The sequence below is a fragment of the Rhizobium sp. B230/85 genome, from assembly GCF_019355735.1.
GTDB lineage: Bacteria > Pseudomonadota > Alphaproteobacteria > Rhizobiales > Rhizobiaceae > Rhizobium > Rhizobium rhododendri.
The window spans coordinates 2,965,061-2,984,645 of sequence record NZ_CP072156.1 but is presented as its reverse complement, the minus strand read 5'-3'; the positions used below and the strand labels follow the sequence as shown (position 1 = coordinate 2,984,645).

Genomic DNA, 19,585 nt, shown 5'->3' with positions numbered 1-19,585 from the left:
CAAGTTCCTGCCAGTAAAGCCTGACAGCGGAGACCGATAACGCGATCGAGGTCGTTCGCTGGTAACGAAAAGGCGGGCCGAGATCTCGTCGCGACCCGCTTCTAGGCTACCTTCAGATATTGTTCTGCAGAACCTCCCGCAGGGTGCTGAAGATCTGGTCGATGTGGTGTTTTTCGATGATCAGCGGCGGGGAGAGGGCGATGATGTCGCCGGTGGTGCGGATGAGCAGGCCTTTCTCGTAGGCTTTGAGGAAGGCGCTGAAGGCGCGCTTGGTCGGCTCGCCGGCGATCGGGGCAAGCTCGATGGCGCCGATCAGTCCGATGTTGCGGATGTCGATGACATGGGGGCAATCCCTCAGCGAGTGGATTGCCTCCTCCCAGTAGGACGCAAGTTCGGCGCCGCGTGTCAGAAGGCCCTCGTCCCTGTATGTGTCGAGCGTGCCGAGCGCTGCGGCACATGCCATCGGGTTGCCCGAATAGGTGTAGCCATGGAAGAATTCGATCATGTGCTCGGGGCCGTTCATGAACGCGTCGTGGATCTCCGAGGTCACGAACACTGCGCCCATCGGGATGACGCCGTTGGTCAATCCCTTGGCCGTCACCATCATGTCAGGCATGACGTCGAAATAGTCTGCTGCAAAGGGGGTGCCGAGGCGACCGAAGCCGGTGATGACCTCGTCAAAGATCAACAGGATACCGTGCTTGGTGCAGATCTCACGCAGCTTTTTCAGGTAGCCCTTCGGTGGCAGGATGACGCCGGTCGAGCCGGAAACCGGTTCGACGATGACGGCGGCGATGGTCGAGGCGTCGTGCAGGGTGACGATACGCTCCAGTTCGGAGGCGATGTCGCCGCCGAATTCCGGCTGTCCTTTGGTAAAGGCGTTCTTGTCCGGAAAATGGGTATGCGGCATGTGGTCGACGCCGGTGAGCAATGTGCCGAACATCTTACGGTTTGAGACGATGCCGCCGACCGATATGCCACCGAAATTGACGCCGTGGTAGCCGCGCTCGCGACCGACTAGGCGGAAGCGGGAGCCATTGCCCTTGACCCGGTGATAGGCCAGCGCGACCTTCAGGGCCGTCTCGACCGACTCCGAGCCGGAGTTGGTGTAGAGCACATGGTTCATGCCTCCGGGTGCGAGGTCGACCAAGCGGTTGGCGAGTTCGAAGGCCTTGGGATGGCCAAGCTGGAAGGCCGGGGCATAGTCGAGCTCGCCTGCCTGCTGGCGGATCGCCTCGGTGATCTTCGGCCGACAATGTCCGGCGTTGACGCACCAGAGGCCAGCCGTTCCGTCCAGCACCTGGCGTCCGTCGTGGGTGGTGTAGTGCATGTCCTTGGCGCCGACGAAAAGCCGCGGCTCCGATTTGAACTGGCGGTTTGCCGTGAACGGCATCCAGAAAGCCCTGAGATCGTTGGGCGCTGCGTTCATACGGTCGGACATGCTGTTCTCCACGGCCGCTGGTCATCCGGATCGGCGACGCAGCTGATTATTTATCGTTCGGTCAAAATATCAGCCGGCCCGGGGTCGTCAAGCCGATGCCGGCATTTATAACGCCGCGATCTGGGATGATCGATCGGCCTGAACGAAAAAGACCGGCAAGGGGAACTTGCCGGTCCAGTCTGCAATCATACTCGGCGCAAAAACAGGCGCGGGCGCCTGTTGTCGAACCTGAAACAATTCACCGTCGAAAGCCAATCTCCGGCCGTCAGGCAGCAGATTTGCTTTTCTCGGCCTCGCTATAAATGTCCTCCAGAGTCGACAGAACCTTCATGACGGGTTCGGAAGAACTGGAGTAGTAAATCGTTTGAGCATCACGTCTCGTCTTGACTAGTTTCTGTGCCCGCAGCTTCGACAGGTGCTGCGACAGGGCGGATTGGCTAAGCCCTACCTGGGTTGCGAGAACGCCAACCGGTACCTCGCCCTTGACCAGGCTGCACAGGATCATGAGTCTTTTCGGATTTGCCATTGCGGACAGCAGGGCTGCCGCCACGGTGGAATGGTCGGACAAATTAATTGTTTTCATTTTTTCAAATCTTCCCAATGCGGATCGTACATCAGAAGCGGGTGAATATCTCATTGGCGAAATCAACTGACGCCGAAAGATACTAAATCGCGGCAAAGATTGTATATACCTAAATTTAAGGTACTCGGTTTGCTATTTTAGCGATAACGAATTCTAGATCCGCAAGATCTTGTACCGGCTCGCTAAACTCGTAGCGAAGCAGCCTATCCCCCCAAAAAAGGTCGAAACCAGCCAAATCCGCGCCATATATGTGGCACGCTTCGTGTTTTTCAAGCTTTAACGTGGCTGCGATATGGCTCGCAAGGTGTGGGTATGCACCCAGCAAATCTTGTACTCCCGCACGCCAAACGGCCGTCTCCGCCTCTGGCAGAACGCCACGAATCACCAGGTCGTCGCCACTCAGCCGATAGGCTTTTCCAAAGCCGCCGTTCAGGCTTGCGGCCTGCGGAACCAGACGGAAAAACTGGAAATCCGTAAAATCAATATAGAGCCTGGCGCGGGGATGACGGGCGAGAAAGCGGTCGCGAAGCAGATGGTGACTTTGCATGTCGCGTGCCACCTGTTCTGCCAGGCACTCGACGCTGAGGCGGGCATGGGCGAGGGGGTCGCCCTTGCCGGGCTCCCCCATCAGCAGCGATGCGCGCGGATCCGCCTGTAGGGCTCTGGTGTGGGCTGAAAGGGTGGAGACCAGGATCACCGGCACGCCGTCCCAATCGGTGCCGACGAGCACACGGCTGATGGCCGGAAACCCGGTGTCGGGGGCGATGACGGCCATCGCCGCATAGGGCGCGGACCGCATCAGGATGCGGCCAAGCCTGCGAGCATCCTCATCCGTCTTGCGGAGCACGGAGAGTGGTTTTTCAGTCGCCAACTGTCTCCTCCGATACTCCGCTTTCGGCTGGGCCTATCCCAAATTTGCCTCTAACGGCGATGGCTGGTGAGGCCGGCCACCACGTCCTGCGCGGTGATGGTGCCGATGATCGCGCCGTTATCGACAATGCCGATGCTGCCGGGCTGGCGGGCGAGCGCATCCAGAATGTCGATCAGCGGCGTTGAAGCCTTTGCCGTTGCCGTCACGGTGCCCGGCGTGGCGGAGTGGCCGACGCCCGGCTGCATGACGTCCCCGGCCGTCAGCATGCTGATCGGGTTCATGTGCTGGACGAAATCGGCGACATACTGGTCGGCCGGGTTCCTGACGATCTCCTGCGGCGTGCCGCACTGGATGATCCGGCCGCCTTCCATGATTGCGATGCGATTGCCGATGCGAAACGCCTCGTCGAGATCGTGGCTGACGAACAGGATGGTCTTCTTGAGCCGCCGCTGGAACTCCAGAAGCTCGTCCTGCAGCCGGGTGCGGATCAGGGGGTCGAGGGCCGAGAAGGGTTCGTCCATTAGAAGGATCGGCGCGCCGGTGGCAAAGGCGCGGGCAAGGCCGACACGCTGCTGCATGCCGCCGGAGAGTTCGTTGACGCGGCGGCCGGCCCATTGCGTCAGGTTGACCAGTTCCAGCTGCTCCGCCACACGCTCCTTACGCTCGATCTCCGGCACCCGGGCGAGTTCGAGGCCGAAACCTATGTTGTCCGCCACCGTCCGCCAGGGTAGCAGCGCGAATTGTTGGAACACCATGGAGACCGTATGCATGCGCAGGTCGCGCAACGCCTTGGCACTGCATTTGTAGGGATCGATCGGTCCGTCCTTGCTCTCCACCGTGACACCGCCGCGCACCACGGGGGCAAGGCCGTTGACGGCACGCAGCAGCGTCGATTTGCCGGAGCCGGACAGCCCCATCAACACGAGGATTTCGCCTTCCTCGATCTCGAGCGAGGCATTGGCGACACCCAGAACGAGACCCGTCTGGGCGCCGATCTCGTCGCGCGTCTTGCCCTGGTCTACCAGCGCCATGGCTGCCTGCGGGCGGTCGCCGAAGACGATGCTGACATTGTCGAACTTGACCACGGCCGTCATACGGTTTCCCCTTCGTCGAAGAATTTGAAGGTGCGGTCGAGGACGATCGCCAGAATGACGATGCTCATGCCGGAATCAAAGCCCATGGGCACGTTCATCTGACCGAGCGCGCGCTGGACGAGGGCGCCGAGACCGGCAGCGCCCACCATCGAGGCGATGACCACCATCGACAGCGAGAGCATGATCGTCTGGGTGACGCCCGCCATGATCTGAGGCAGGGCAAAGGGAAGCTCCACCTTGGTCAACACCTGCAGCGGGGCCGCGCCAAAGGCCTGTGCGGCCTCGATCAGCGCCGGCGGCGTCGAGATGATGCCCAGTCGTGTCAGCCGGATCGGTGCGGGCACCGCGAAGATCACCGTGGCCACCAGGCCAGAGACGGCGCCGAGGCCGAAAAGGATAAGGGCTGGAATCAGATAGACGAAGGTGGGAATGGTCTGCATGAGGTCGAGAATCGGTCGCAATATGGTGTAGAACCAGGCCCGCCGCGCCGCCAGGATGCCGAGAGGGACGCCGATCACCATCGATACGAGCGTCGCCGCCAGCACCAGAGCGAGAGTTTCCATCGCCTCCGTCCAGTAGAGCTGGTTGTAGATCAGCAGCATCCCGAGGGCGGTGAAGATCACCACGCCGACATGGCGGCGGATTAGCCAGGAAATCAGGCAGAAAACGGCGATCATGAAAAAGGGGTAGTAGGCCTCGAAGGCGGTGCCCTCGGTGAAGGTGCCGAGCAGCACGTAGAGCAACCCGTCGATAGCGCCGCCGAGGATGGCGGACACCGTGTCGAAGAAGCCGCTAAGGTTTCCCGTCAGCCAGTCGACGACGACCTGTGCGCCCTTGCCGATCTGGATCTTGTTGTTTTCGTCAAGTAGCCATGTATGGAGCCAATCCATCGCGTTCCCTCGCTGAGATCTGCAGCACCGGATAGATGCGCGTCACAGCCTTCACTCCGTGATGGCTGAAGCGGTGACACGCATTGTTTCCGGCAAGAATAAGGACGGCGGGGCCGCCCTTTCTGCTGTCGGGCTCAGAGGCCGAGCGACTTCTTCACGGCCGCTTCTGCATCGCCGCCATCGGCGGTCGTCACGCCTGCAAGCCATGGCTTGATGGTTTCAGGATGGGCTTTCAGCCATGTCTTGGCGGCGGCCTTACCCTGCAGGCCCTTGTCCATGATGAGGCCCATGATCTCGTTTTCCATGGGCAGCGTGAAGGAGAGGTTCTGCAGGAATTTGCCGACGTTCGGGCACTCGGCGACATAGCCGGCGCGGGTGTTGGTGAAGACATTGGCGCCGCCGAAATTCGGCCCGAAAACGTCATCGCCACCGGTCAGGTAGGTCATCTTGTATTTGGTGTTCATCGGGTGAGGGGCCCAGCCGAGGAAGATGATAGGCTTCTTCGACTTGTCGAGCTTGGTCACCTGGGACAGCATGCCCTGCTCGGAGGATTCAATGACTTTGAAATCCTTCTCGTCGAGGCCGTACTTGTGACCCTTGATCATGTCCAGCACCAGCTTGTTGCCGTCGTTGCCGGGCTCGATACCGTAGATCTTGCCGTCCAGTTCCTTTTCGTGCTTGGCGATGTCGGAGAAGTCCTTGATGCCGAGCTTGCTGCCGAACTCATTGGTGGCGAGCGTGTACTTGGCGCCTTCAAGGTTGGCGCGAACCGTGTCGATCGTCTTGGCGTCCGTATACGGCTTGATCATCGGCGCCTGCGACGGCATCCAGTTGCCGAGGAAAACGTCGAGCTGCTTGTTGGCAAGCGACTGGAACACGATCGGAACGTCGAGATCCTTGATGTCCGTCTTATAGCCGAGTGCGTCGAGGATATAAGTTGCAGTTCCGGTCGTGGCCTGGATGTCGGTCCAGCTGACTTCGGCGAAATGGACGGTCGAACAACTTGCCGGCTCCGCCGCCGATGCGACAGAGGGGGCGATGACCGCTGAAAAAAGCGCGGTGCTGAGGCTTAAAGTGAACAAAGTCAATTTCATCATTGTGTACTCCCAGTTTTACGTTCCCAAGCAATCACCAATAACCGACATTTACAAGCGGTCTCGCTGCATTTGCGGCGCTTTGGCGGTATGGAATGCGACACCTCCAATTTTCACAGTGCTTGATGCGCAGGCATTTGCACGCTGTGGAGCCAGCCGGCGTGATTTCCTGTGGCTTACGTCGGCCATGGCTTTCCTTCGGCGCTTCGCGATTCCATGAAGTGCGCAAAGGAGACGTTGATGGCGAAGCTGTATTTTCACTATTCCGCAATGAATGCCGGCAAATCGACGATGCTGCTGCAGGCTTCCTACAACTATCAGGAGCGCGGCATGCGCACGGCGATCCTGATCGCAGCTTTCGATCACCGGGCCGGCAGCGGCAAGATTGCCTCGCGCATTGGCCTCGAGGCCGATGCCGTGCCATTCGACCGGGATGACGATCTGTTTGCGACAATCGAAGCAATGCACGCCGAGGGTCCGCTTGCCTGCGTCTTCGTCGACGAGGCGCATTTCATGACGGCGCCGCAGATCTGGCAGCTGGCGCATGTCGTCGACCGCCTCAATATTCCCGTCATGGTCTACGGACTGCGCACGGATTTTCGCGGCAAGCTGTTTCCGGGCTCGCAGGAGCTCCTCGCCATCGCCGACGAGCTGCGTGAAGTGCGGACGATCTGCCATTGCGGCCGCAAGGCAACCATGGTGGTGCGCTTCGACAGCGACGGCAAGGTGCTCCACGAGGGCGCGCAGATCGAGGTTGGCGGTAACGAGCGATATGTCTCGCTCTGCCGTCGCCATTGGGAAGAGGCGATGGGCGACGTCTGAGGTCAAACGCTCTGGCGGCTGGACCGTTATCGTTGAGCGTCACAGGGCTCGCGCGGATTGAAATCGGGAGGCGATATGAAGACGTTCTGCTGTTCCACCATTATCGTTGCGGCGCTGCTGTCGGCGACCTCTGCCCTCGCCGATGGAGACCCGAAGCTCGGGGCGGGCGTCTTCAAGAAGTGCGCCGCCTGCCACACTGCGACCGAGCCGGTGAACAAGGTCGGACCTTCGCTGATGGGCGTGGTCGGGCGCCCGGTGGCGTCGGTTGCCACCTACAGCTATTCGGCTGCGATGAAGACCTTCGGGGCCGATGGCAAGGTGTGGGACGAGGCGCTGCTGCACAAATACCTGTCGAGCCCACAGGCTGTCGTCAAGGGCACCCGCATGAGCTTTGCCGGCGTCAAAAGCGACAGCGATCTCGACAATCTGATCGCCTATCTCAAAAACCCGGCGGCGGCTCAATAGGCCTGCCATCGGGGGATGGTTTGCGCTACTCTGGATCCACCCACCCGCCGCGATCAGCAGGAGCCCTCATGGCGCACGGCCATTTTCCGGAACGTGACATCGCACAGCTTCGGCGACTGCTGGACGATGCCTGCAAGGGAATAGCTGCTGCCGAGGCGGCGCTGGCGCATCACTCGCGGCCGGAGGCGCGGCTGACGGCAATCAACTTTCCTCTCGAAGAAACGCTCCTCGGCGAAGCCGTTGGTTTATGGAGCGAGTGGAGGGACCGAGTAGCAGCCCTTCTGCGTCAGCTCGATACCCAGACGGCCGCAGCCTTGCTGCAATATGAACGATTGTTCGACGAGACTGCGGGGCGTCAATCTCAGGGTTTTCTCAGACGACGCGTGCATCTCGGCAATGCGGCGCCGGAAGCGATAGCGCTCGATGTGGTCGAGCTGCTTTCGGTATCGGCAGCGCTGGACAGGATGCTGGGCGAGGCGAAGCCCTTTCTCGCCCTGCATCACCGCGTTTGCGAAGCCCACCTGCAGCAACTGGTCACTCGTCGGCGGCAGCTGGACGGCGAGCTGGACGAGGCGGGTCGGCGGCTTTCGTCCCTGAAGGCGCGGACGCACGAGCGCGCCTCGGCGACCCTGCCGCAGCGTGGTCCGTCACTGGATGCGATATCCGAGGAAGAACGCAAAGAGCTGGCGCTCGATCGGCAGGCGGCCGAGGTTAAGGATAAGATGCTGCGGTCAGAGCACGAGACCTTGTTGCGGTTGATGACAGACGACGAGGATTTCCTGGATGTGTTGAACAGCGGGATCGCGGCTGTGAACGTCATGGCTGCCAAGCTCGCGATCGATGTCGAACAGCGCGTCGCGTTGCTGAAGGCTGCAAACGAACAATCGGCGACGCAAGGCGAGGACCTGCCGGCCGGGGTCGAGGATCTTGTTGCCGCGTTCGAGGCCAACCTCCTTGCCGGACATGATATGCTGCTTCGTAAACAGGCTGCTGACGAGGCTTTCGCGCGCCGTCTGGAGGTGGCGCCGTCGCCTCGAGAGCCGGCAGTCGACGACGAGGAAGATGTGCCTGCGGCGCCGCAGCAGCAACCGGCGACGATTTAATTCAGCCGACGCGGTTGCCCTGTGGCCGGGGAGGTCATATCTGCTGGAGCACCACGCCCGTTAGGAGACATTGCATGCTTGATCCGATCGTTGCCTTTTTTGCACGGATGCTCCAGGCAATTCGACGTGGTCTTGGGCTCCTGTTTGTCTGGGTGACGTGGCCTTTTCTTGCAGCGCATGGCTGGTACCGGCAGCGCAACTGGATCATCAAGGTGCCGGTTGCCGCTCTCGTCGTGCTGCTGGTCTGCCTCTACGGCTACTTCCTCGTTCAGACCCAGTCCTGGACGGGCTTCAACACCCACTACATCGACAGCTACAAGCTTGCCGACCGCAAGGCTGCCGGCCAGGATCTGACCCCGGTGCCTGTCGCGACCGATGCGAAGCCGGTCGCAGCCGCCACGCCGAAGCGTTGCGAGACATCCGCTATCGTCGATGTCACAGCCGACCTTGTGGATTTCAACGTCAACCGCAATGCGTGGATTTCGTCCATGCTCCTCTTCAAGCTCGGGTTTTTTGGCCTGAGCTGGGACGATACGCCATTCCTCGACAACAAGGCGTCCTTCCAGCGCGGTGTCAACCAAGCGGTTCGCAGGACCTCGATCGAGCTGGTAGATGCGCTGGGCCGCGTACGCGGAACATCGGGTATCAATTCGGACCTTCAGAATGCGCGCGGCAATCTCCAGTTCGACGAGTCCAGCTGGTATTTCGGTTTCCAGCCGTTCGGGCCTAAAACGCCGACCCCGAGCTACTATCGCGCCTCGATCAACAGCCTGCGCAAGTTCAATGTCGATCTCGGCGCCTGCAACGCCACCTTCGACGGCCGTGCCGACAACCTGATCGAATTCATCGACCGCATTTCAAACGATCTCGGCAGTACGTCGGACGTGCTGGCCGAGCGCTCCGAGAACCATAATTTTGGCTGGTTCGACACGCGCGCCGACGACCGCTTCTGGTTCGCCTACGGACAGCTCTACGGATATTACGGCATCCTCAGCGCTGCCGGCGCCGATTTCTCAAAGGTCATCGCCGAGCGCAACGTCGGGGCACTCTGGGGCGATACGATGAAGCAGTTCCAGGCGGCGCTGCGCATCCAGCCTTGGATCGTCTCGAACGGGCGCGAAGACGGCCTGATCATGCCCAGCCATCTGGCGACGATGGGGTTCTATATCCTGAGGGTGCGCTCCAACCTGGTCGAAACACGCGCGGTACTCGGCGGGCGGTAGTCTGCTGCTAAGTTCTTGGCGGGAAGCTTATGTCAGCTGATGAGCTTGAGCCGGATGGCTTTGGCCACGAGTTGCGTGCGGTTGACGCAATTGAGCTTCTTGATGGCATTGGTCATGTAGGCGTTGACGGTGTGGTCGGACAGCGTCAGGATCTGGCCGATCTCCACCGAAGTCTTGCCTTGCGCAGTCCAGCGAACGACTTCCATTTCGCGCGCCGACAGCATGGCTGCGGGCTCGTTGCCGTTGCGCTTGATGCTGTTGTAGGCCGTGGCGGCATGCAGCAGGATAATGCAGAGTTCGTTGAGTTCAGCCTGGGAGAGGTTGTTGCGATTTCCCGCCATCGAAAAAGCCAACCGCTCGCCGTCCGACGCGTTGACCGGAAAATGCATGCCCATCGTCAGGCCGCGGCTTTCGAGAAACGTCCGGAGTTCGCGGGGGAATTCCATTTCCGGTGAGGGTGCCCGTTCCGCCAGGTTCCAGCAGCGCGGAATTGCCGAATCGCGGTCTCGACCGACCAGAGGGTAGATGCGCAGCAGGTGGCCGCGATCGAAGTCGCGCAAATTCTGGGCTGGGGCCGACGTCTCGATAATCAGCGGTGTCAGCAGCATGTCCGAGGACGATGGCGCGTTGTAGAGCATGAAAGACGCAAATCCGAACGACTCCGCTGTCCTGTTCAGCGCCTGATGAAGCATGGCGCGGGTGCGCGCCGCCGCCAATTCGGCGGACAGAAACGTTTGTCGTCCAGAAGCTGTCATGTATGACATTCGAGCGCGGCTCATTCAGTTTGTGTTACCGCTATCAAATACGCGAAACAGGCCGGAATACGAGTCAAAAAGCTTGCGGTAACGCAATTGGTGCATTTGCGCTAAAAAACAACTTTTGCAACAGGGTGCCTCGTTCGCTCCCTGTGAATAAGCTCTTTGCGGGTGGGGTGGACGGCGGCGGCATCCTGAGTGTCTGTTGTCACCGATCGCTTGCCAACCTTGCAAATCAGCGCCGTCGTTGCTATCGATTGTCCTCCGAAACATCACCTCCGAGCCGATTGATGATGCTGACTTCGCTGACGCGGGCCGTTCCTTCGCGGTTAAACCAGGTCTTGCGCATTGTGGCGACCGTTGTTTTCGTGCTCGCCGGCCTTGAAGCGGCAAATGCGGCCGAGCCTCCCATCGATCGTCCCATGGACTTCGTTTTGATCCATGGCGGAACGCCTTACTGCCGGGATGGCGGATCCTGTGCCGATTGGATTGCAGCCGAAGGGCAGATCATGTCGGACTCGCCCCGCAAGCTGCAGAAGCTGCTGAAGAAAATCGGCAAGAAATCGCTGCCGATCGTCGTCCGCTCGCCGGGCGGGGATGTTGCGGCCGCCATGCAGATGGGGCTGATCATCCGGCGCCAGGGGCTTTCAGTGGCTGTTGGCGGGACACGCGCCGATGCCTGCGACGGCAGCGAACCGCTATGCGACGCGGCGCGGCAAAAAGACGGCTCGATGACCGGCGAGATCTATTCGAACGGCGCGGTTTGCCTGTCGGCCTGTCCGTTGCTACTGGCCGGAGGCGTCAGGCGGATCGCAAGTCCCTTTGCCTTGATCGGCGTCCACCAGATCACCACCACATACCGGGAAATGCGCGTTCAGTATCGCACCGAGTACGAAATGCTGAACGGCAAGAAGAAGATACTGTCGCAACGCGAAGTCGGCCGGAAAATGGTTGGGCAACACGACACCACGAAGCTCGGCAACAAGCAGAAGGCGGCGCTGATCGCCTACCTCACCAAGATGGGGGTCGATCCGGATCTGTTCGACCTGATGATGAGCGCCAACCCGCAGTCGATCCGTTTGCTGACGCAGGTCGAGGCGCTCAATCTGAAAATGATGACCGAGCAATCTTCCGCCGGCCAGCTCGCCGCAGCCGGTGCCTGCCCGCGCGAGAAGACGATCTCCGACTGCGTCGTATCCATGATGCCGGCGCCACCCCCGCCGCCGCCCAGCACGCCGCAGTCCAAGCCGCTGCCCGACGAGCCCGAGCCTGGCATGCCGCAGCCGCTCGAGCGGCAGGCTTTGCTGCCGGTCGTCCATTCTCTGTCGGGCCGGGCTGCCTAGGCATTATCCTTGCCCTTCGCCTGTCCCATGATCTTCTCGAGGTAGCCGAGCATCAGGGCCGAGACGACAAAGGCGAGGTGTATCAGCGTCATCCACATGATCTGGGCGGTTTCGAACTGCGCCATGTTCAGGAACACCTGCAGCAGGTGGATCGAGGAGATGGCGACGATCGAGGAGGCGACCTTGATTTTCAGGCTGCCGGAATCGAGCTTGCCGAGGAACGATACCTCATCGTCCTCTTCATTGGCTTCATCGAAGCGGCTGACGAAATTCTCATAGCCCGAGATCATCACCATGACGACGAGACTTGCCACCAGAGCCGCATCGATCAGGCCGAGCATGGCAAGGATCATGTCCGACTCTTCCAGCGAAAAGACGCTAATGGCGATCTTGTAGAACTTGTAGCAGAAGGAGAGGGCGTACATTGCAAGAGACGCGGCCAGCCCGAGATAGAAAATGACGAGCAACCAGCGGCTCGATAGGATGATGCGTTCAACGATTATTTCCAGGGATTTCACGGACGACCTCACGGGTTTTGATTTTCCGAAGCAGCATTAGCCATATGGTTATGCCGTAACAAGCCAGTGGCGCTCCTTGGTCCGCTGCCGACTTTTTCTCACCCAAGTCTGCGGCATGCCGGTTCACAGCGGTTTGCTATTCGTTTATGCGCAAGCGAGATAAACGGCGCGGTCGCATGGAGATTGACTGATGGCTACGGTAAAATCCGATATCGAGATCGCGCGCGCCGCGACGAAGAAGCCGATCTACGAGATCGGGGCAGCGCTCGGCATTCCGCCTGAGCAACTGGTGCCCTACGGTCACGACAAGGCAAAGATCAACGCCGACTTCATTGCCGGGCAGGCGGGCAAGAAGACCGGCAAGCTGATCTTGGTGACGGCGATCAATCCGACGCCGGCGGGCGAGGGCAAGACGACGACGACGGTCGGTCTGGGCGATGGGCTGAACCGCATCGGCAAGAAGGCAATGATCTGCGTGCGCGAACCGTCGCTCGGGCCCTGTTTCGGTACCAAGGGCGGGGCTGCCGGCGGTGGCTATGCGCAGGTCGTGCCAATGGAAGACATCAACCTGCATTTCACCGGCGACTTCCATGCCATCACCTCGGCCCACAATCTGCTGGCGGCGATGCTCGACAACCATGTCTACTGGGGCAATGCGCTGAATATCGACATCCGTCGGATTACCTGGCGCCGGGTGATGGACATGAACGACCGGGCGCTGCGCGATATCGTTTCGTCGCTTGGCGGCGTGGCCAACGGCTTCCCGCGCCAAGGCGGCTTCGACATCACCGTTGCCTCCGAGGTGATGGCCATCCTGTGCCTGGCATCGGACCTTGCCGACCTGGAAAAGCGGTTGGGCGACATCATCGTTGCATACCGCTACGACAGGTCGCCGGTTTTCGCGCGTGATCTGAAAGCGGACGGCGCCATGGCTGTTCTGCTGAAGGACGCGTTGCAGCCGAACCTGGTGCAGACCCTGGAGAATAACCCGGCGCTTGTGCATGGCGGCCCGTTTGCCAATATCGCCCATGGCTGCAATTCGGTCATTGCCACCCGGACGGCACTGACGCTTGCAGACTACGTGGTCACCGAGGCCGGCTTCGGCGCGGATCTCGGGGCGGAGAAGTTTTTCAACATCAAATGTCGCCAAGCGGGGCTGAAGCCGGATGCGGCGGTGGTCGTCGCCACGGTACGGGCGCTGAAGATGAATGGCGGCGTCACCAAGGACGATCTCGGCCGCGAGAATGTCGAGGCGCTGGTCACCGGCTGCGTCAATCTCGGGCGCCATGTCGAGAATGTGCGGAAGTTTGGCGTGCCCGTCGTCGTCGCAATCAACCACTTTACCTCCGATACGGACTCCGAGATCGAAGCGGTCAAGGCCTATGTTGCCGGTCTCGGTGCCGAGGCTATCCTCTGCCGCCATTGGGCGGATGGCTCGGCCGGCATCGAGGAACTGGCGCACAAGGTCGTGGCGCTTACACAGTCCGGCGAAGCGAAATTTGCGCCGCTCTATCCGGACGATCTGCCGCTGATGCAGAAGATCGACGTCGTGGCGACCGAAATCTACCATGCCGGCGAGGTGACTGCGGACAAGGCCGTTCGCGACCAGCTTAAGAGCTGGGAGGACCAGGGATATGGCCACCTGCCGGTCTGCATTGCCAAGACACAGTATTCGTTCTCGACCGACGCGGATCTGCGCGGCGCTCCGGAAGGCCATGTCGTGCATGTGCGCGAGGTGAGACTGTCGGCCGGCGCAGGCTTCGTCGTCGCCATCACGGGTGAGATCCGAACAATGCCCGGCCTGCCACGCTCGCCTGCCGCCGAGCGGATCATGCTGAACGAGCAGGGCTGTATCGAAGGTCTGTTCTAGGCTTGATCCATCGATTCAAGACGCTGCCAAAATGAGTCTGGCGGCGCTGCCAAGTCCCTGATATTCAGTGACAATAACGAAAGTCACCGTTGCGTTTCAGGACGTCCATGTGGAAATGATGCTCATGGGCGGCGTCGCTTTCGGGATCGAGGACGGTCGAGAAGTAAAGGCAGCCTGAAGCACTGACGGCACGCTGGAAGGCACCGGCAAGCGTCGAATCCTCCTTGCGCGGCTGTACCTCGACAGTCGTACCATCCTTGAATGTGAAACTCGCGATGTCGATGGCGTTGCCCCGGGCGTGCTCGGAGATCTTGCCAGTGCTCGCGTTGTTGCGCAGGCGGCAGATATAGGTCGACGCCTGGTTGATGGTGACGATCGGGCCGGCGGCCTTTAGCGCAGCCTCGCCTGCCGGAATGACGCTTTCTTTCATCCAGCGGGAGAGGGCCAGCGCCGCCTCGCAACGCAGCGTGCCTTCAGGCTTGAATTTCACGCCTGGCAACGCTTCCGAGAGGCTGATGGGCTTGTCGATGCCGCAGCCTTCGCCGTCGTCGATGCGGGGCAGATCCTTGAATACCGCGCCCATGGCCTGCAGGTCTTTCAGGCAGGCCTGATGCTCCGCGTCAGATTCCGGTTCGATGGTGAGCGGCTCGGCCGGTGGATTTCCCTTGCCATCGGTGGCGTTCGACACCGGTGATTTCTTGTCGTCCTTGCCGGCGTCGGCATCGGGCTTGCCTGTATCGGCATCGGGTGTCGTTGCCTTCGTGGCAGGCGCGTCGCCACTTTGCTTTCCGCTGGTCGTGCCATCGGAGGGCGAGGCTTCGGTGCCAGGCTTTGCAGCGGGTGTTTCCGGTGCCGGTGCCGGCTGCGGTTTTGGCTCGGGGATGGGAGCAACCGGCTGCGCTGTCTCCGCAGGCTTGTCGTCCGGTCGCGTCTCTGGCAGCGGGCCGGTTTGTGGCAGCGATGCAGCAGTCAGCAGCGTCAGGCAGGCGACAGCGGTGGCAATCCGGAAAAGCATATGGTTTCACCCGTTTCGATATCTCACGGGACGCAACGTTTCTAAGCCAAATTCGTTGCAGATCAGCAACAAGCTGGGCAGTCGTTAAAACATGATCATTGCATTCATGATTATATCGACGCTATATATTGACAATCTTAGTCATGTTTTTTATCGGGCAGAAAGGAGGCGGATATTTCTGCCTCTTTCCGTCCGCCTAGCCAGCCCCTTGGGCGCCTTGCAGCGTGCCAACCAGCCAGCCCGGTACATCACCTTGAAAGGAATTGGTTATGGTGCTCCGGCGATCCCGCTCGGTTCTCTTGACGTGCACGGCGTTTCTAGCGCTCGGCATTCCCACCGCATCTTTGGCCCAGCAGGCAGGGACTGCGGCTTCGGCGTCTACTGCCACAGAGCAGACTGACAGCACGACGCTGCAGAAAATCGTCGTGAAGAACGCCCGCAACACGGTGCAGAAAGGCTCGGTAGCGGACTCGCCACTGGCGGCGCACACCACGAGGGAGACCCTGGAGAAGAAGCAGGTCGACGACCTCAAGGATTTCGGCAACACCGTCGATCCGAGCGTGTCCTATAATGACGTTTCGAAGAGCGTCAACATCCGCGGGCTCGAGGCGGATCGCGTGCTGACGACCACCGACGGCATCCCCCTGCCGTACTTCTTCGACAACGTCTACAGCTACGGCGGCGGCGCGGACACCTACGATTTCACATCGCTTTCTTCCGTCGACGTGTTGCACAGCGCCGATTCCAGCCGCGCCGGTTCGGGTGCGCTGGGTGGCGCGCTGATGCTCCATACGCTGGAGCCGGACGACGTGATTGGCGACGGCCAGACCTTTGGCGGAATGTTCAAGCTCAGCTTCGATGGCTCCGATCACTCGATCACCGCTTCCGGTGCGGTCGCCAAGAAGATCGAGAACACGTCCGTGCTGTTCCAGTCTTCCTACAAGTACGGGCACGAGTCAGAATCGAACGGCGATGTCGGTGGTGTCGGCAGCAAGAGAACAGTTGCCGATCCGGTGGACTACAATCAGCGGAACCTGCTGTTCAAGATCCGCCAGGAACTCGAAGGTGGTCATACGATCGGCCTGACGGCGGAACACTATGGCTATAACTCGACCCGGGACTACCTGTCCTATTCGCTCTACGGCACGACTTACAACGACTACAAATACAAGCAGGACAAGTCTCGCGACCGGGTTTCGCTCGACTACAAATATGATGCGACCTCCGCCGACAGCTGGATCGACAGCGCCTTTGCTACCCTCTACTGGCAGAAAAGCGGTCGCGAGGAAGGTATCCTTGCAAACCGGCTGACGACGCCAAAGGGTGAATACGATCGCATCATGGAAAGCGACGAGCGCGATCTCGGCTATACGGCTTGGGCGAATTCGGACTTCACGACCGGCGTGCTCGATCACAAGCTGACGTTCGGTAGCGACTTCCAGTTTGCCAGCAGCAGCTATTATCTGAAGGGCGTCGATTCATGCACCACGCCGCCGGTTGGCTCGTGTGCCTTTTTCCACACCAACCAGAATTATGCGCCAGATGTGAACGGCTACAAGTTCGGTGCCTATGCCGAGGACAAGATCAGTGTTGGCGGCAGCCCGTTCTCGCTGACGCCCGGCCTGCGCTTCGACTGGTACAAGCAGGACCCGCAGGATACGGCATCCTATCCCACCAACACGCCGGATGGCCAGAATGGTAGCCATTTCTCGCCGAAGCTCCGGGCTGCCTGGCAGGCGACGCCTGATGTCGAGCTCTATGCGCAGTTCGTCACGGCCTACAAGGCCCCGAATGCCTACCAGCTCTACGTCGACTACGACAATACGCCGATGTACCGCTCGATCGGCAATCCCGATCTCAAGGCTGAAACCAGCTGGGGCTTCGAAGGCGGTGCCAACCTTGGTGACGACGACTTCGGTGGTCATGTCAGCGCCTACAGCACACGCTACAAGAACTTCATCGACACCTCCGACTTTATTCCCACGCCGGGATATGCGGTCGGCACGGCTGAGTACATCAACATCGACAATGTCCGCATCAACGGGATCCAGGTCGATGGGCACAAGAAGTTCAACAACGGTATCAACGTCCACGCCGCAGCATTTTACGCCCGCGGGACGAACATGGATACCGATGAACTTCTATCGTCCGTCGCTCCGCTCAAGGCCATCCTCGGTGTGGGCTTCGAGCGCGAGACATGGGGTACGGATCTGAGCATGGTCGCCTCTGCGGCCGTCTCCGATAAGTCCTCGGCATCGTCCAAGCCTCCGGGCTACGGTATCTTCAACCTCACCGGCTGGTGGAAGCCTGAAACGCTGAAGGGCATGACCCTCCAGGCAGGCGTCTACAACCTGACCAACAAGACCTACTACGATGCCCTTGAGGTCAAGGACGTCACCAATGCGACCGAAATCTACTCGGAATCCGGTCGCTACATCAAACTGGCGATTTCGCAGAGGTTCTAGAAACCAGCAGGTGAAGGGCGGCGCCATGGTGCCGCCCTTTGCCGCTTTACGGTTTCGACCGCAGTTGTTTCGCGGGCCCTCGAATGCTATCGATCTGGTTCAGTCTTTTGAGAAAGGAGGGCCGCAATGATCACGACACTCTGGCGCAATCGCCAGTTCGGCCCGACCGATGCCCTGCGGATGCGTTTGCAGGGCTGATCAGAGGCTGTCACTTTCCCATACCCTTTCTGGTCTGCCCTTTTGGCCTGCAGCCGAGCTCTCGTGTTCGCGCTGCATCCTGATAACGACCGAGACGAACTGCCGACGCGGGTTGGTGGTCGTTGCCCGGTCAGACCAGAGAACTGAAAATGTCTTCGATCACCTTGCACAATCTCGCCGTTACCCTTGGCGAGCCGCTGTTTTCCAATCTTAATTTCAGCCTCAATGGCGGAGATCGGGTCGGCATCGTTGCGGCCAACGGCCGGGGTAAATCCACGCTTCTGAACTGCATTGCCGGCCGTCTCGAACCGACGGCGGGCGACGTCACGCGGTCGCGCGGGCTGACAATCGGGTATGTCGAACAGAACGTCGCGCCCGCCTTGGCGAAATTGCCGTTTCATGCGGCGGTTGCGCAGGCACTTGCACCCGGGCAGGCCGACAGCGAGAGCTGGCGCGTCGATGTGGTGCTCGATGCGCTCGACGTACCCGAGGCCTTGCGGGAGCGGCCGCTTGCACAGCTGAGCGGTGGCTGGCAGCGGCTGGCGCTGGTGGCCCGCGTCGCCGTCACCGAGCCGGACGTGATGCTGCTGGACGAGCCGACCAACCATCTGGACCTGTTCAAGATTGCGCTGCTGGAGAACTGGCTGAACGCTCTCCCGCGCACCGTCTCGGTGCTTGTCGCAAGCCACGACCGGGCGTTCCTGGATGCCGTCACCAACCGCACGCTGTTCCTCAGGGCCGTGCAGTCGCAGCAGTTCCAGCTTCCCTACAGCATGGCGAGGGCCGCGCTCGATAATATCGATGCGTCGCAGGAGCAGCGCTACGAGAAGGATGTGAAAGCCGCGCAACAATTACGGCGGCAGGCGGCCAAGCTCAAGAATATCGGTATCAACTCCGGCAGCGACTTGCTGACCGTCAAGACCAGGCAGTTGAAGGAGCGGGCCGACCGCCTCGAGGATGCGTCCCGGCCGGGCCACCGTGAGCGCTCGGCCGGAGCCATAAGGCTTGGCAGCAGCGCCAGCCAGGCGAAGATCCTCGTGACCCTCGACGACGCCACCGTTGCCACACCGGATGGAACGCCGCTCTTCAAGACCGGCAAGCTCTGGATCCGCCAGGGCGACCGCATCGTGTTGCTCGGGGCCAACGGTGCCGGCAAGACACGGCTGATGGAGATGATCAGGGGTGCGATAGAGGTGGCAGGCGATGGGGCGGCGCCGGTGCGCGCCACGCCTTCGCTGGTGCTCGGCTACAGCGACCAGTCGCTCGCCAATCTTGCCGACGCCGATACGCCGCTGGCAACGCTGTCGCGGCTGTTTGCGCTGGGTGAGCCCCGGGCGCGCAGTCTGCTTGCCGGAGCAGGCATCGGTGTCGAGATGCAGGGACGGGCAATCGGCCGGCTCTCGGGCGGGCAGAAGGCGCGGCTGGCGATGCTGGTGCTGCACCTGCGCCAACCCAATTTCCATCTCCTGGACGAGCCGACCAATCATCTTGATATCGAAGGACAGGAGGCACTGGAAAGCGAATTGCTGGCGGAGGGTTCCACCTGCCTGCTGGTATCGCATGATCGCAGCTTCGTCAGGGCGGTCGGCAACCGCTTCTGGCAGATCGAGCGAAAAAAGCTGGTCGAGGTCGATGGACCCGAGGCGTTTTTCGCCTCGGCACAGCCGTCGGCCTGAGTTCGCGCGGTTTCGGGCGGCGGTCGCCCGCCCGAAACTTTCAGCCGAATTGGCGCTTGCGCATCGCCGCATCTCGCGCTAACAATTTGTCCATGAACATGTCTTCGAACAGTGCATCTTGGTGGTGGGCTCGCTAACAGCGGCCTCGATCAATCGTGT

Annotated in this window: 17 protein-coding genes; 8 read left to right on the top strand and 9 right to left on the bottom strand. The window is 60.6% G+C overall.

What is annotated here, in order from left to right; translation table 11 throughout:
• Nucleotides 1-112 precede the first annotated feature (112 nt).
• The 6 genes from J5289_RS14410 to J5289_RS14385 form a co-directional block, all read right to left on the bottom strand.
• A complete protein-coding gene (locus J5289_RS14410) occupies nt 113-1,441 on the bottom strand; it encodes an aspartate aminotransferase family protein (RefSeq protein ID WP_209184365.1) in 1,329 nt (442 codons plus the stop codon).
• 265 nt (nt 1,442-1,706) lie between these two features.
• Entirely contained in the window at nt 1,707-2,024 is a 318-nt protein-coding gene (locus J5289_RS14405) for a helix-turn-helix transcriptional regulator (protein WP_142823389.1), read from the bottom strand.
• Between the two features lie 115 nt (nt 2,025-2,139).
• Nucleotides 2,140-2,895, bottom strand: a complete 756-nt coding sequence (locus J5289_RS14400; protein ID WP_247749163.1) for a HugZ family protein — start codon at nt 2,893-2,895, stop codon at nt 2,140-2,142.
• 50 nt (nt 2,896-2,945) lie between these two features.
• Nucleotides 2,946-3,989, bottom strand: a complete 1,044-nt coding sequence (gene choV / locus J5289_RS14395; protein ID WP_209184364.1) for a choline ABC transporter ATP-binding protein — start codon at nt 3,987-3,989, stop codon at nt 2,946-2,948.
• Nucleotides 3,986-4,879, bottom strand: coding sequence for a choline ABC transporter permease subunit (gene choW / locus J5289_RS14390; protein ID WP_142823387.1), 894 nt, complete (start codon nt 4,877-4,879; stop codon nt 3,986-3,988). Before choW ends, choV begins: the two co-directional genes overlap by 4 nt.
• Nucleotides 4,880-5,013: 134 nt before the next feature.
• Nucleotides 5,014-5,976: a choline ABC transporter substrate-binding protein gene (locus J5289_RS14385; RefSeq protein WP_209184363.1), complete on the bottom strand. Its 963-nt coding sequence runs from the start codon at nt 5,974-5,976 to the stop codon at nt 5,014-5,016.
• Nucleotides 5,977-6,213: 237 nt separating this feature from the next.
• Between J5289_RS14385 and J5289_RS14380 the strand changes: the two genes are divergently transcribed.
• The 4 genes from J5289_RS14380 (at nt 6,214) to J5289_RS14365 (ending at nt 9,586) form a co-directional block, all read left to right on the top strand.
• Complete coding sequence (locus tag J5289_RS14380) at nt 6,214-6,795, top strand: thymidine kinase (protein ID WP_142829274.1); 582 nt, start codon at nt 6,214-6,216, stop codon at nt 6,793-6,795.
• 75 nt (nt 6,796-6,870) lie between these two features.
• Nucleotides 6,871-7,260, top strand: a complete 390-nt coding sequence (locus J5289_RS14375) for a cytochrome c family protein (protein WP_209184362.1) — start codon at nt 6,871-6,873, stop codon at nt 7,258-7,260.
• A gap of 68 nt (nt 7,261-7,328) precedes the next feature.
• Nucleotides 7,329-8,363: a hypothetical protein gene (locus J5289_RS14370; protein WP_209184361.1), complete on the top strand. Its 1,035-nt coding sequence runs from the start codon at nt 7,329-7,331 to the stop codon at nt 8,361-8,363.
• 74 nt (nt 8,364-8,437) lie between these two features.
• Nucleotides 8,438-9,586 carry a DUF2333 family protein gene (locus J5289_RS14365; protein ID WP_209206497.1) on the top strand — a complete coding sequence of 383 codons (1,149 nt, stop codon included), beginning with the start codon at nt 8,438-8,440 and terminating at the stop codon, nt 9,584-9,586.
• Nucleotides 9,587-9,618: 32 nt separating this feature from the next.
• Here the strand turns inward: J5289_RS14365 and J5289_RS14360 are convergent, their stop codons facing one another.
• Nucleotides 9,619-10,350, bottom strand: coding sequence for a LuxR family transcriptional regulator (locus J5289_RS14360; protein WP_209184359.1), 732 nt, complete (start codon nt 10,348-10,350; stop codon nt 9,619-9,621).
• Nucleotides 10,351-10,631: 281 nt separating this feature from the next.
• Between J5289_RS14360 and J5289_RS14355 the strand changes: the two genes are divergently transcribed.
• On the top strand, nt 10,632-11,684 hold the full coding sequence (locus tag J5289_RS14355; protein ID WP_209184358.1) for a hypothetical protein: 1,053 nt from the start codon (nt 10,632-10,634) through the stop codon (nt 11,682-11,684).
• Here J5289_RS14355 and J5289_RS14350 read toward each other — a convergent pair.
• Nucleotides 11,681-12,202, bottom strand: coding sequence for a TIGR00645 family protein (locus J5289_RS14350; protein WP_142823379.1), 522 nt, complete (start codon nt 12,200-12,202; stop codon nt 11,681-11,683). The genes J5289_RS14355 and J5289_RS14350 overlap by 4 nt on opposite strands.
• A 190-nt stretch (nt 12,203-12,392) precedes the next feature.
• Here J5289_RS14350 and J5289_RS14345 point away from each other — a divergent pair, with 190 nt between their 5' ends.
• Nucleotides 12,393-14,072 (top strand): formate--tetrahydrofolate ligase, encoded by a 1,680-nt coding sequence (locus J5289_RS14345; protein WP_209184357.1) that lies wholly within the window; start codon nt 12,393-12,395, stop codon nt 14,070-14,072.
• 64 nt (nt 14,073-14,136) lie between these two features.
• On the opposite strand, the gene J5289_RS14340 is transcribed toward J5289_RS14345, so the two are convergent.
• Nucleotides 14,137-15,087 (bottom strand): extensin family protein, encoded by a 951-nt coding sequence (locus J5289_RS14340; protein WP_209184356.1) that lies wholly within the window; start codon nt 15,085-15,087, stop codon nt 14,137-14,139.
• A 269-nt stretch (nt 15,088-15,356) separates the two neighbouring features.
• Between J5289_RS14340 and J5289_RS14335 the strand changes: the two genes are divergently transcribed.
• Complete coding sequence (locus J5289_RS14335; RefSeq protein ID WP_209184355.1) at nt 15,357-17,552, top strand: TonB-dependent hemoglobin/transferrin/lactoferrin family receptor; 2,196 nt, start codon at nt 15,357-15,359, stop codon at nt 17,550-17,552.
• Nucleotides 17,553-17,899: 347 nt separating this feature from the next.
• Nucleotides 17,900-19,426 (top strand): ABC-F family ATP-binding cassette domain-containing protein, encoded by a 1,527-nt coding sequence (locus J5289_RS14330; protein WP_209184354.1) that lies wholly within the window; start codon nt 17,900-17,902, stop codon nt 19,424-19,426.
• Nucleotides 19,427-19,585 lie beyond the last annotated feature (159 nt).